The organism is Streptomyces sp. TE5632 (assembly GCF_054061295.1).
This window is the reverse complement of record NZ_JBSSEA010000003.1, coordinates 4,416,815-4,429,438: the sequence shown is the minus strand read 5'-3', so window position 1 is coordinate 4,429,438 and position 12,624 is coordinate 4,416,815. Positions and strand designations below refer to the sequence as shown.

Sequence of the window (12,624 nt, the reverse complement as noted above, 5' to 3'; positions counted from 1 at the left end):
GGGCGGTGGACGGCCAGGCGAACGAATGGTTCACGGACCTGTCCTACAACCTCGGTGAGGGGCGCTCTGCTGAGCTCGACATTCAGGGTCCTTCCCGCCTGTTCGAGCCGGCGGCCGACGCTGCTGTGAATCAGGTGCCGGATGGTGTCCCACCGGGTGGTGCAGGGCATCTTCACTGTCCCGGCACTGCGGGGTCGGAAGCGGATGCCCTGCCGAAAACCGTGAGCAGTCGGCGGACATGTGTCACGTAAGCGCTCAGATGAGCGACATCAGGACAGTAGCGGCCAAAATGCTCACGAATTCGGGACGGTGCGACCTCCCCGGGGCGTGGACGCGCGCCCCGGCATCGCCCACGTCGAGGTCACCGCCCCACCGGACAGCCACGGAAACCGCCCGCCGAGCAGCGCGACCGTCACGACCCGCAACGCCACCTCCAGATCACTTGCACCACCCGGAGGAACACCATCCAGGATTCGGTCGGCGGCTCGGAGAGTACGAGGTGGCGGACGACAAGTGACGGCAGCTTTCGCAGAGGAGACACGGGGTCACCGAGTGCCACCAAGTAGTCTTGCTCGGGTCAAACCGGCTTGATGAGAACGTTTTGGTACCACGCAACAGTCCGGCAGCAGATCATTCCAACCCCTGTTGGCCACCTCGGCAGCCCTGGTCATACCGGTTGCCTCCCTGAGCAGTTGGAAATGATCCGCATAAGTTCCCGGGCACGGTGTCCATGAGACAGGGGGACGGAGTGAGGGAGAGAGCGGAATCAAAGGGTGGAAACCCACCAATGATGGTAGAGGTGCCACTCGACGACGATCGACTCCGACTGCAGTACATCCCTTGGGGGGATCCGACCGGAGCAGCAGCACCGGAAGCACTCAGCGAAGCGCAACTGTTCTTCTACGACAGTCCGGAGTGCTCCGAACAAGTTCCGGTGCCCGCGGCACGACAGCGTCCTGCTCCGCAAGTACATGGAGACGACTCCCCCGCCAAGCTGCCCAGTGGCATCTACCTTTTTGAGTCGCGAGCCAGCCGGGTTCTCGTCGGGTTCGCGTTGAGCAACGGTGGATCTGCTGTTGCTCCCCAACTGAAGCGTCTCCGGGACATAGACGACGGTCACATGCTTCATCGAGCCCTCCTCCAGTACCGGGAATGGTGCGCCGCCGTCCCTGACGAAGCCACACCCGCTTTCGTCCGCGGCAACCTCGTCCGTCTCGCGGGCAGGCAGGAAACCTTCACCGTGCTGAAGGCGACGCCAACGCGAGACGGAAGCGTCCAGTACAGGTTGCAGGACGCGACCGGCGGTCGCCGGTTGGCATTCGAAGAGGATCTCGAGGCGCTTCCGCCCAGCACGGATGACCCCGAGGACTGGATCCTCCGTCCGCCCGCTCCCGCCGACCGGACCGCGCTCGCGCTCACTCTCGCCAAGTTGAGCACGCCGCTCACGGATGTCGTGTACTCGTACCAGTCGAGCCGCACAGTGTTCCGGCCCTACCAGTTCCGACCTGTACTCAAGCTGATGAGTTCGGACCGCCAGCGGTTGCTGATCGCGGACGAAGTCGGTCTCGGTAAAACCATCGAAGCCGGTCTGATCTGGAACGAATTGGAGCAGCGTACCCACCTGCGGCGCTCCTCGGGAGGGCGCAGTGGCACGCACTTCCGGGGACTCGTCGTGTGTCCCGCCGCACTCGTCACCAAGTGGCAGAACGAGATGCGCGACCGCTTCGACCGGCACCTCCGCGTCCTCGACAAAGAGGGCATGGCGGAGCTGGTGGAACTGTTCCGCAGCGGGGACACCAGCGAGCCGTTCGCCGGAGTGGTGTCTCTGGAGCGACTCCGGCGGGCCGGGCAGTTGGACGAGCTCGCTGAACTCCAGCCCCGCTTCGACCTCGTGATCGTGGACGAGGCACACTACCTGCGCAACGCGAGCAGCCGGAGCCACGCCGCGGCAGCCCTGCTCGCAGACTGGGCCGACGCGCTGATCTTCCTCTCCGCCACTCCCCTCAACCTCGGCAACCAGGACCTCTACAACCTCGTTCACCTTCTCGACGAGGCGTCCTTCCCGGAACCCAAAGTCTTCGAGAACCAGCTCGAGCCCAACCGTCATCTGAACGCGGTGGCCGTCGGTCTCACTGAGGGCCGCGCGGACACTCCGGACGGCGCGCGGAGCCTGCACTCCCGGCTCATGCGGGTCCAGACCTCCACGTACGGCAGGATCACCGCTCGACGACCTGAGTTCCTGCGCCTTAAGGAGCTTCTGAAGAGCGGCGCGCCGCTGTCTCCCCACCAACGCGCCGAGGCGCGGCGGTGCATCGCCGAACTCAACGCCCTCGCGGGTGTCGTCAACCGTACGCGCAAGGCCGACACACCTGACCGTAAAGCTTTGCGTGAGGCCAAGGACGTCGCGGTCGCCTGGACCTCGCAGGAGCGTGAGTTCTACGACAACCTGCACGCGTGGTGCCTCGAGCGCGCCGCCCGCAGCGGCATGGCCGCCGGCTTCGCCGCGCAGATGTGGCTGCGGCAGGCAGCCAGCTGCATACCGGCCATGCAGCAGCGGCTACGGGAGCGTTTCTCACCCCGACCGGCTGAGGAGGAGGCTGCCGAAGAACTCCTCTACGAGTCCGAAGTCGTCGACGACGCCACGGATGAGAACTCTCCCGTACCGGCCGCCTCCGCCGAGAAGCTCGCCCGCGAGATGGCAGAGCAGGCCGACGACCTCTCGGCGCTGCGCTCCTTGTTGCGGGAACTTCCCGTGGACACCAAGTTCGAGCGGTTCACGCAGATGCTGCGAAGCGCCCGTACCAAGGGCATGCGGCAGGCGATGGTCTTCTCCTTCTTCACCCGCACCCTGGAGTACCTGGAGGAGAGGCTGACCCCGGAGTTCAAGGTCCGGGTGATGCACGGGAAGACCCCGCCGGTCGAGCGGGAACGCATCATGAAGGACTTCCGTGACGGCGCGTTCGATCTGCTCCTGGTGAGCGAGGTGGGCAGCGAGGGCCTGGACTTCGAGTTCTGCAACGTCCTGGTCAACTACGACCTGCCCTGGAACCCCATGCGGGTGGAGCAGCGCATCGGACGCCTCGATCGGTTCGGCCAGCAGCACGAGAAAATCTTCATCTTCAACATGCAGGTCCCCGGCACCATCGAGACCGACATCTTCCAGCGCCTCTACATGCGCATCGGGGTCTTCCAGGACTCCATCGGAGAACTCGAACCGATCCTGCGCGGGCGCCTCAAGGAGTTGCACCGCATCGTCCTGGACCCTCACCTCACCCCGGAGCAGCGCCGCCACCAGGTCGACCGGATCGAGGTCGCGCGGGTGGACCGGGAGAAGGACCTGGAGAGCCTGAACGACGCCCAGGCCCTTCTCACCGGCCTGGACGGCCTGCTCATCGAGGGCTTCGACGAAACCAGTCCGGGCAAGGGTCGCTATCTGGGTCCCAAGGAGATTCGCGGACTCGTCGAGTGTTTCCTCACGGACAGCGGGTACGGCCGGCTGCGTGAAGTCCCGCACGAGGACGACCTGGTGGACATCGCAGGCAGCAGCGACCTGCTCAAGGCGATGTACGAGGCGATGGACGCGGGCGCCTTCCCTCATCCCCGCGGCGATCTGCTGGGCAGGCTCAAGAGCGGTTCGCCGATGCGCTTCTGCTTCACCGCGAGCGTCTCATCGGCGAGCGGAGCTCCGTTGCTCAGTGTCCGCCATCCGCTGGTACGCACCGCCCAGTGGTGGTACGACCAGCGCCCTGAGCTGCTCCTGCGCTACGGGCGGGCACGGCTGCCCGGCCTGCCACCCGGGTCCCACTATCTGGTGGAGGTCCGGCTGGCGCGTACGGACGGCACCCGTTCGCGCCGCGAACTGTGGACCACCGCGGTCGACATCCGGACGATGAGAGAGGTACCCGAGGTCGGGACCGCGCTGCTGACCTCTCTCGCCCGCGGTGAACTCACCGGCACCGACGAGCCGCTGCCCGCCGACGTCGACACCATGATCGTCGAGACACTGGAGGAGGTGCAGGCCCTCGCGGCCGTACAGGAGCGCGCGACCAAGCGGCTTTACGAGGCCGAGAACATGCGGCTCGCCGAAGGTCGGCGCGCGACGGTGAGAGACACCCTTCAATTGAAGATCGCGCGGGCCCGCCGTCTCGCCCACGAGGTGGACCACCCCTCGATCCGCCGCCTCCACGAGAGCCGGGTGACTCACCTGGAGACCCGGCGGGACGCCCTGCTGGCGCAGATGGAGCGGGATGCCCGCTTCAGTCTGTCCACCGAGCCGGTCGCCCTCGTTCTGGTCGAGGGAGACTGACCGGACGCCGGACGGTGGCCAGGGACATGACCCGGGCCACCGTCCAGCGCCTCACTGCCACGGATGGGAGTACACGTCGGTGAATGACGCCCGCTGGTGTACCAGGGCGCCCTTTCGTACCGGCGTCAGGCGGATGGCCTCCTGTTCTCCCTTCCGGAGCACGGGCCACCTCTCCACCCGGAAAATCATGGGCCGGGCGGTCGAATCATGCACGACCATTTCCCCGTTGAGCCTCAGGGCCAGCGAGAAGGCTGTCCTCGGGTGGAGTTCGACGGGCAGATGCGGCAGTGGCGTACCGTCCACCGAGAAGTCCATCGGTTCCCCGTCCACGGCCTTCGCCCGGAGCCGGCCTTTGGTGACCCGGTGGACATCCGGCGTCCCCCGCCAGCGGTGGGCCAGTTCCTCGCCGCGCAGCACCCGATACGGTTCGTAGAGGGGCTGGAAGGCTGGGTAGAGCAGTTCGCTGCGACGACCTCCGCTCAGGTCGTCCCACTCCAGCACCAGGTCGAAGCCGGGCCGGGGGAGGTTGAGCCGATGGTAGTTGTGCACCACCAGGCCGGTCACGACCGACTGTTCCGGTGATTCCAGCGCCCTGTCGAACTCCACTTGGGCGTGGGAGAAGTTCTCCTCGAAAAGCCGGCGTACCAGCGGCACCTGGGACATGCCGCCGGCTAGCAGCACATGCTGCACATCGGTCGCCAGCTCCCGCAGCGGCATACGCTTCAGACGCTCGATGTCGGGCGTGGTGCGCCGACGCAGCCGTGCCTCGCACAGGGCGGCCCTGACGTACTCCAGGGCTTCCAGCATCTGTGGCCGGAACGCCTCCTCCAGCCGCCCGCGCGTGTAGGTAAGCAGGGGCAGGTTGGTGTACCCGCCGCCGATCGGAACCGCCTGTTCGTCGTACCGCGTGTCGGAGAGCAGTACCTTGAGCCGTCGGGCCGCCGCCAGGACAAGCGCCCTGAGGGTGGCGGGGTCGGGCATCCGCTCCACCGATACGCCCTGGGCCTCCAAGTCCTGTTCCAGATCCCGGGCGATCCGGAGGTCCAGATCATCACCGGCCCTGGCCACACCGCGCGCCGAGAGCACGGTGAGCTCGGGGGCGGCGTCCTGGAGCGATTCGGTGACCTCGACCACGGCGATGTCGAGGGTGCCCCCGCCGAAGTCGAAGACCAGCGTGGTCCCATCGGGCCTTTCCTCGCCGAGTTCCCAGTAGAGCCCTTCCGACCAGGCGAGTCCGGCGGCCACGGGCTCGTCGACAACATCCCCGACTGCCACCGGGATACCCGCGGCCCTGGCCAGAGTGGCGAGCCGCCAGCGCCGTGGTCCGTCCCAGATCGCGGGGCAGGCAAGACGGAAGTGGGCATCCTCGGTGTCCGCTCCGGCGGCCCTGGCACGCAGCAGTACGTGCTTCAGCAGCTGCTCGATCATGTCGTCAGCAGAGTGCCGGATCGTGCCGGTCCCCTCCCGGCCCGGTAGCTTGTCCGGCGTCAGATCGAGAGTGATGCACTGCTTCACCGACCGCAGCGCCGAGGCCCCGGTCGTAGCCTCGGCGCCTTCGCCGAACAGAAGCTCACCGGAGGCGGAGACGGCGATCACGCTCGGCATCCAGGACGTACCGTGACCGACCGGCACGATTTCCGGTGACCCGCCGGGAAGCCGTTGGCTCACCAAGGTGGTCGCGGTACCGAAGTCGATGCCGATCAAGGGCTTGTCGTGCTGCACCGGTGTCCTCCATGGGCACTGGCTGCCGAGGGCCTCAACCCCGGCAGCGGGAATCAACTGTCTTGCCTACTGGTCGGTCCCACGTACGAGGACTTGCTCCAGCACGATGGGCTCGGGCTCACGCGGGCTCTGCCACACGAAGCCGGGCCGCTCCACCACCACCCGCGCCGCCGGTCCGCCCGGGGCCCGGTGGGTCACCGGGTCGTAATCCGTCTCTTCTCCGAGTGCTCCGATGTCCAGCACCCCCGCTGCTGCCGCGCGGGCCAGGGCCCTGCGGTACAGAGCGCTCGCCGGCCCTGTCTCGTCGTCCTCGTGGATCGCCTGGTCCGCGACTTCGGTGAGCACCGCGGCGAGCACGCGCAACGTGTCGATCCTGGCCTGCCGCAACTGCGCCTGCGACGCTCCGCGCGCGGTCTGCCGGGACTGCCGCAGCTCGTCGTCCCGCCGCCGGAGCTGACGCGTCATCGCCTCCACACGCTGCTCCGCCTCTGCGAGGCCCTGCCGGGCCGACTCCGCCGTGGCCTCGGCAGCGTGGGCACGTGTCTCGGCCTCGGCGCGGTGCTTCTCCTCGTCCGCGATGCGGAGCAGCAACCGGTTCGCCGTCGCTTCCGCCTCGGTCAGTGCGTCCGAAGCGGCCCGGCGCTGCCGCTCGAACTCGGCCTTGGCCGCTTCGGCGTTGCTGCGTTCCTCCTCCAACAGGCGGGTCAGGGCCGCGATCTCGGCCTGCGGGTCTTGCTCGGGTTCCTGCGCTGCCTCCTGCGCCGCCTCCGGTGTCTCGTCCGGGACGTCCTCCGTCACCTCCAGGAGAGGTTCGCCGGTCACGATCATGGCGTCCGCAGGCTCGACGGTGTCGGCTTCGCTCGCCTCGGCGTCGGTTTCTCCTCCGTCCTCGACTCCCTTGGACTCGGCCTCCTCCGCAGACACCGTGGGCGCCTCGGGTGCGGCCTCGGCCTCCCGGCCTTCTTCCGTCCTCTCGCCGTCACCCGTGCCATGCGCCTCCACCGCATCGGCAGCTTCGGCCACCGCGGCGGCCTGGGCTGCGCTGGCTGCTTCTCGCAGCTCGACGGGAATGTCCGGATGGCCGGCGACGTGCTGCGCCCACTCCCGTACGAGTCCGTTCGGCTGCTTCTGGATCCGGGGATCCGCCAGCAACGCGCAGGCCCGGAAGGCCATCTCCTCCGCGAAGTCCAGCCATGGAAGATCGTCCTCCTTCGGCCGTCTCATCAGCACCGTCTTCAGGAGTTCCCTGACCCTGATCGAGAGAGGGACCAGCCGCTCCTCCTGAGCCCGTGCGGCCTCGGAGCCAGGGCTCGCGGACAGCGCCTGCTCGAAGCACTCCATCCCGGCGCGCAAGGCATTCCATGCCTGCTCGCCGCTCAGCGCCTTGGCTGCCCTGTCTGCTGCGGGGCTCAAAGCGGGCATCGCCGCCAGAGGAATGAGCAACGGAAGGAGATCGAGGGACGACGGGATCTCCGCAGCCTTCTTCGCAGCCTTCTTCTCAGCCGGACTGGGGGTGGTACCGGGGAGAACGATGCGTTTCCTGGTACGCGACATCACGACGATGTGCTCGACAGCGATCAGGCTGATCTCTTCGGGCACGCGCTCGGGGTGGGGTTCCGTCCAGGTCCGCGGCCACTCGGTCACGGGCATGTCGAGCGCATGTACCGCCAGAAGTTCGTACGGCGACAACTCGTCGAGTCCGGCGGACACGGCGGCGAGCAATGGTTGCCTAGTGCCCCTCGGCTTAGGGGACTTGTCCACCAGCTTGCGGAGGGCTTCGGAAGCGGACCATTGCTGAGGAGAGCTGCTGGGCTCTGTCCCGCCCCCGTCCCATCGCATGTCCTTGCTCGTCGTGTGCACCGCGGGATGAGCGCTGAGTGACTCACGCACCTGACTCCACTTGAGTGGCTTGTTGACGACGAGCCCCATGTCCTCCACGTGCTTCCGCAACGCGGTGATGTTGACCCGCTCGTCCAGTTCGCGGAGCAGCTCGACCAACACCCCCACGGGATCACTCTCGAACTCACCCTGAAGCGCCGGGAGGTCGGTGGCGGCCTTGTACCTGATCGTTCCCGAGGCAAGAGTTCTCACCGATTCCGGTACGGGTACGGGCAGGTGCTCGCTCTCACCTCCCTCCCACTCGATGACGACTTCCTTCTCGTCCAGCGCACGAACGGTACCTACCCGACGTACCGCACTGCCGTCACATTGCTCAACCAAAGATCCGATTTCCACAGTGCAAAACCCTATCGGCCGTTGCGGTGGCTCCGGCGGCTCGGAGCCGGATACCGCTGGCCCCTACGTGCCCGTCTGCCGAGGGAACGCCACGACCACCCCGGCTGCGGTGAGCTCCGCGACGATCAACACGATCGTGTCGTGCGGGTCGGTGCCGTACGGAATGCCCCACGCGTCCAGGCGGATGGCTGCGAGGCGGCGGGCGAGACGCGCTCCGCGGGGTGTGGAGGTGAAGCGCATCTCGGAGGTGCGGGTCGGGGGCGGGCCGCCTTCAAGGAGGCGTAGGAGGTGATGGGTTGGGTGGTGTCGGTGGGATTGATGGGTTTCGTCGTCACGCCCCTCACGGCCCCGTCGGTCGCGTAGCGTGACCAGCGGTGACGCAGCGACAGGGGGCAGATGTACGCACGTTGTCCGCGCGATTAGGAGCTGCGCGCCGTGACGGCGTCCCTTGTGGAGGCGTTGAGCGAAAGAGGCGGTGGTGACATGACTGAGCGCAAGGGTGCGGAGGCCGGGACCGGGGCAGTTCCCGGGGAGCGCGAGAACGGCGACGGCGCGGGAGCGGCGGTCGTGAGTCTCGGGGACGGGCGGGAGAACGACGATGGGGCCGGGCGGCGACCGGAGGACGAGGCAGGGCGAGGTGTCGTCGTCGCGTTCGGGCAGACCATGAAGACGCTGCGCATGCGGGAAGGGCTGGAGCGCGAGGAGTTCGGGCGGCGGCTCGGGTACTCGGCGTCCACCGTCGCGTCGTTCGAGCAGGGGCGGAGAATTCCGACGCCCCGGACGATCGAGCGGGCGGACGAGGTACTGAGGGCCGGTGGGTTGCTGTGCCTGTGGAAGGAGCAGGTGGAGCGGGCTCAGTATCCGGTGTTCTTTCAGGGAATGGCGGTGCTGGAGAAGGAGGCCGTTGAGCTGGTCTCGTACGACACCCTCGTGGTCAAGGGCCTGCTTCAGACTGAGGAGTACATGAGAGCGCTGCTGGGAATGCGGCGACCGGTCCTGGACCCGGAGACCATCGAGCAGCGAGTGGCGGCACGGCTGGTTCGGCAGGACATCTTCGACCGCTGGCCTGCGCCGTTGCTGAGCTTCGTGATGGACGAGTCAGTGTTGCGGCGTCCGTACGGGGGAAGAGACGTGCTGCGCGAGCAGTTGGAGCACCTGCTCCTGATGGGCCAGAGACCGAACGTCGTCATCCAGATCATGCCCCTCTCCTGCGAGGAAAGTGCGGGCGTGGATGGGCCGTTCACGATCGTCACACGCAAGGACGGCAAGAGGTTCGTGTACGCCGAGGCCCAGGGAACCAGCGCTCTCCAGACGGACCCAGAACAGACGAATCTCACCGCCGCCCGCTATGGGATCATCCGATCACAGGCTCTCACCGCGCGAGAGTCACTGGAGTTCATCGAAGGGGTGCTGGGATCGCTATGAACAACGCTGAGTCCTCGACCGCCGCATCCGGCCTCGCCTGGTTCAAGAGCAGTTACAGCGGAGCCGAGGGCGGCGATTGTGTAGAGGTGGCGGCCACCACGGCAGTTGTGCACGTCCGGGACTCGAAGGCTGAAGCCGGCCCCATACTCACGGTCTCGCGTGAGGCATGGGCGGGTTTCGTCGGGCTGGCCTCGTCGGAGCGGCGCGTCTGACGCTCGTACGCTCGAAGAGCCCTGCCGGGTCCCGTCTGGCGCGCCACTGACGCATCCGGGCTCACGAGGGCCCGGATGCTCAAGGAGTGACAGCAGGCCGACGGCCATGGTTCAGCGGAGGATTCTCTACCTGGAGGCAGCGTCGTCCCCGTCGGACTGTTCGACGTAGTCCGTGGCGGAGGGCTCGTGGTCTTGCACGACCTCGACGTCCTCGACCCGGAGGGTGGGTTTCGTCATTTCCAGTCCGGCCAGGTGATTCTTCAGCTTCTTCGCCATGGGGCGGTAGGTCGCGAAGGTGAGCCCGCCGGAAACGACGGCACCGACGACAGGGATTGCCTTTGAGACGGTCCTTGCGAAGGTCTGCTTCGTCATCTCCTTACCGAGATGGCCCGCGATCTTCTTCACGAGGGGATAGATGAACCCCTTGGTGAGTGCCTTCTGGGGAAGCTTCTTGGCGACGTGCTTCGACATCTCCTCCGCGACCTTCCCGATCGCGGTGTTCGCCGAATGGGCGCCGAACATCAAGCCGACGAAGAGTGTGAGCACTCCCTCGGTCGCGTCATCGATGTCGTCGCCGTCTCCGGAGAACAGGTCGGGCCAACTGTAGAGGTAGGCGAGCTTCTGCGCGATGCGCAGCATGTGACCCAAGTACTGTGCCAGGTCAGCGGGTACGGTGGCGGGAAGGAAGACCAGGCCGGGCAGTCCGGCAACCGCGGAAGCAGCGCTGACCTTGGCGGTCTCGTACTTGATGGAGTCGTTGGCGGCCTTATCCAGAATGTCGAGGGGGATACCCGCCGCTGCCGGAGTCTCTTCGATCGATTTTCTGATTTGCTCTTCGGAGCAATGGCGAGACAGTGCCTTCCGAAGGTACGTCTCTCTGTTGATACGCACACCCGGAAGTCTCGCCGCAGCGACCAGCACCGCGGAGAAGTACGACCCCGGGTCTTCCATCTCTTTACCCGCCATGAAATAAACCTGACTTTCCGGGAGGAATTACCTCCCTGTATGTCTCTTGGGTCGCTGGGCGAGGCGTTGTGGGTGGAGAGCTCAGCCGCCGGTCTCTCCGTTGGTGGACCACTCGTTCGCGAAGTGCTCCATCTGGCGGAGGACCAGGTCGATGGCCTCCTTCTGCTGGTCCGGCGGGTAGTTGTTGCGGGCCAGGAGGCGCTTGATGGTGCTGCGCAGGCGGGTGCGGACGGACTCGCGGGCGATCCAGTCGGGCTTGAGCTGACGGCGGACCTCGGTGACCAGTTCGCGGGCGATGCCGACCAGGACCTCGTCGCCATGGGGAGCCTGGGCCTCGGCCAGAAGACGGAGCTGGGGTGCGAGTTCCCCTTCACGGTCGACGGCATCCCGCCGGGCTCGAAGTTCTGCACGGTCGAGGTCTCCCATCGCGGCGGCCTCACTCAGACCGAGGACGAACTCCGCGCAGGCGGCCGCTCGTTCACCCTCGGCGACTGAACCGGAGGAATTCCCCGCGACCGGGCGGACTCCCCCAGGCGAGGCGGCGCTTTCACCGATACGTCCACGGCCAGCCGGACAAGAACGTCGTCGGCTTCCCGGGGAAGGCGGCACTGAAGGAGTGGACCGACGGTGCCCGAAACCCTGTCAGGGGCCCGGTCCGCCGCGGAAGTGCGCGGAAGCCGGCCCCCGACCTGAGGCTCACTTGTTCAGGTGTGCCCAAAACTCGTCGAAGGACAGGACCTTGTCGCCGTCCAGGTCGCGGGACTTGATGATGGCCTCCGCGACCGGCTCGGTGACGTTCCAGTCACCGCCCTGGGCCAGGGCTGTCTTGAACTCGGCAGCGGTGATGAACCCGTCCCCGTCCGCGTCGATCCGCTCAAACTGCTTGCGCGCTTCCTCGATGTCCGCCACCGGTCCGCCCCTTTTCGTTCTCGTACCCCGCCGGACTCCTGGGGAGTCCTGATGACGCAGGTCAGACTACCTGCCCTCGCGAGCCCTCGGTGCGGCGTTCTTCATGCGAACTCCGCCTCACAGAAGGCCGGGAGCACCGGTCAGGTGATCGGCAGGACGTCCGGGGCGAGGGCCGCCGCGCGGGCCGTCGCGGCTGTCGTGCGGCGGCGGTGGTGGCGGCGGCACAGGACCTCGTAGCCGACCTCGTCCGCGGAGTCGGTGACGTCGCCGACCACCACCTGGGCACCCTCCACGACCATGACTCCGCCGACGGTGCGGGCGTTGTGGGTGGCGCGGGCGCCGCACCAGCACAGGGCCTCGACCTGAAGCACCTCGACCCGGTCGGCCAGTTCGACCAGGCGCTGGGAGCCCGGGAACAGCTTGGAGCGGAAGTCGGTCGTGATGCCGAAGGCGTAGACGTCGATCTCCAGGTCGTCCACCACACGTGCGAGCTGGTCTATCTGCTCCGGTGCCAGGAACTGTGCCTCGTCCGCGATCACGTAGTCCGCGCGCCTGCCCTGTGTGAGGTGGTCGACGAGGTGCGTGTACAGGTCCGCACGGTCCCCGACCTCCACCGCGTCGGTGACCAGGCCGAGGCGGGAGGACAACTTGCCCTCCCCGGCACGGTCGTTACGGGTGAAGATCATGCCCACCAGGCCGCGCGCCGAGCGGTTGTGCTCGATCTGGAGAGCCAGCGTCGACTTCCCGCAGTCCATCGTTCCGGAGAAGAACACCAGCTCGGGCATGGGAGGTTGGGCACCTTTCGGTGGGGGCGGGCCGGGTCGGGGGCGACGGCCGGGAGTCGGCGGG

General features: G+C 67.0%; 10 protein-coding genes. 3 read left to right on the top strand and 7 right to left on the bottom strand.

Annotated features, from left to right (window positions below):
- The first annotated feature begins 1,312 nt into the window (after nucleotides 1–1,312).
- Nucleotides 1,313–4,306, top strand: coding sequence for a helicase-related protein (locus ACVW19_RS25410; RefSeq protein ID WP_457462044.1), 2,994 nt, complete (start codon nucleotides 1,313–1,315; stop codon nucleotides 4,304–4,306).
- 51 nt (nucleotides 4,307–4,357) lie between these two features.
- Here the strand turns inward: ACVW19_RS25410 and ACVW19_RS25405 are convergent, their stop codons facing one another.
- The 3 genes from ACVW19_RS25405 to ACVW19_RS25395 all read right to left on the bottom strand — a co-directional run bounded on the left by ACVW19_RS25405 (nucleotide 4,358) and on the right by ACVW19_RS25395 (nucleotide 8,503).
- Complete coding sequence (locus ACVW19_RS25405) at nucleotides 4,358–6,028, bottom strand: Hsp70 family protein (protein WP_457462042.1); 1,671 nt, start codon at nucleotides 6,026–6,028, stop codon at nucleotides 4,358–4,360.
- A gap of 66 nt (nucleotides 6,029–6,094) precedes the next feature.
- Nucleotides 6,095–8,035 (bottom strand): hypothetical protein, encoded by a 1,941-nt coding sequence (locus ACVW19_RS25400; RefSeq protein ID WP_457462040.1) that lies wholly within the window; start codon nucleotides 8,033–8,035, stop codon nucleotides 6,095–6,097.
- Between the two features lie 291 nt (nucleotides 8,036–8,326).
- On the bottom strand, nucleotides 8,327–8,503 hold the full coding sequence (locus ACVW19_RS25395; RefSeq protein ID WP_457462038.1) for a hypothetical protein: 177 nt from the start codon (nucleotides 8,501–8,503) through the stop codon (nucleotides 8,327–8,329).
- Nucleotides 8,504–8,746: 243 nt separating this feature from the next.
- On the opposite strand from ACVW19_RS25395, the gene ACVW19_RS25390 reads away from it, so the two are divergent.
- A complete protein-coding gene (locus ACVW19_RS25390; protein WP_457462037.1) occupies nucleotides 8,747–9,688 on the top strand; it encodes a helix-turn-helix domain-containing protein in 942 nt (313 codons plus the stop codon).
- Nucleotides 9,685–9,900, top strand: a complete 216-nt coding sequence (locus ACVW19_RS25385) for a DUF397 domain-containing protein (protein ID WP_457462035.1) — start codon at nucleotides 9,685–9,687, stop codon at nucleotides 9,898–9,900. The genes ACVW19_RS25390 and ACVW19_RS25385 overlap by 4 nt, the downstream gene beginning before the upstream one ends.
- Before the next feature lie 126 nt (nucleotides 9,901–10,026).
- Here the strand turns inward: ACVW19_RS25385 and ACVW19_RS25380 are convergent, their stop codons facing one another.
- From ACVW19_RS25380 to ACVW19_RS25365, 4 genes are all read right to left on the bottom strand, one after another.
- Nucleotides 10,027–10,866 (bottom strand): hypothetical protein, encoded by an 840-nt coding sequence (locus ACVW19_RS25380; protein ID WP_457462033.1) that lies wholly within the window; start codon nucleotides 10,864–10,866, stop codon nucleotides 10,027–10,029.
- 81 nt (nucleotides 10,867–10,947) lie between these two features.
- Nucleotides 10,948–11,292 (bottom strand): type I restriction enzyme endonuclease domain-containing protein, encoded by a 345-nt coding sequence (locus ACVW19_RS25375; RefSeq protein WP_457462032.1) that lies wholly within the window; start codon nucleotides 11,290–11,292, stop codon nucleotides 10,948–10,950.
- Nucleotides 11,293–11,562: 270 nt separating this feature from the next.
- Nucleotides 11,563–11,775 carry an EF-hand domain-containing protein gene (locus ACVW19_RS25370; protein WP_457462030.1) on the bottom strand — a complete coding sequence of 71 codons (213 nt, stop codon included), beginning with the start codon at nucleotides 11,773–11,775 and terminating at the stop codon, nucleotides 11,563–11,565.
- 140 nt (nucleotides 11,776–11,915) lie between these two features.
- Complete coding sequence (locus ACVW19_RS25365) at nucleotides 11,916–12,560, bottom strand: thymidine kinase (protein ID WP_457462028.1); 645 nt, start codon at nucleotides 12,558–12,560, stop codon at nucleotides 11,916–11,918.
- Nucleotides 12,561–12,624: the final 64 nt, after the last annotated feature.

Coding starts and splice junctions, on each gene's coding strand:
- ACVW19_RS25375 (WP_457462032.1), bottom strand. CDS start 11,292: ATGGGAGACCTCGACCGTGCAGAACTTCGAGCCCGGCGGGATGCCGTC.
- ACVW19_RS25385 (WP_457462035.1), top strand. CDS start 9,685: ATGAACAACGCTGAGTCCTCGACCGCCGCATCCGGCCTCGCCTGGTTC.
- ACVW19_RS25365 (WP_457462028.1), bottom strand. CDS start 12,560: ATGCCCGAGCTGGTGTTCTTCTCCGGAACGATGGACTGCGGGAAGTCG.
- ACVW19_RS25395 (WP_457462038.1), bottom strand. CDS start 8,503: ATGCGCTTCACCTCCACACCCCGCGGAGCGCGTCTCGCCCGCCGCCTC.
- ACVW19_RS25380 (WP_457462033.1), bottom strand. CDS start 10,866: ATGGCGGGTAAAGAGATGGAAGACCCGGGGTCGTACTTCTCCGCGGTG.
- ACVW19_RS25390 (WP_457462037.1), top strand. CDS start 8,747: ATGACTGAGCGCAAGGGTGCGGAGGCCGGGACCGGGGCAGTTCCCGGG.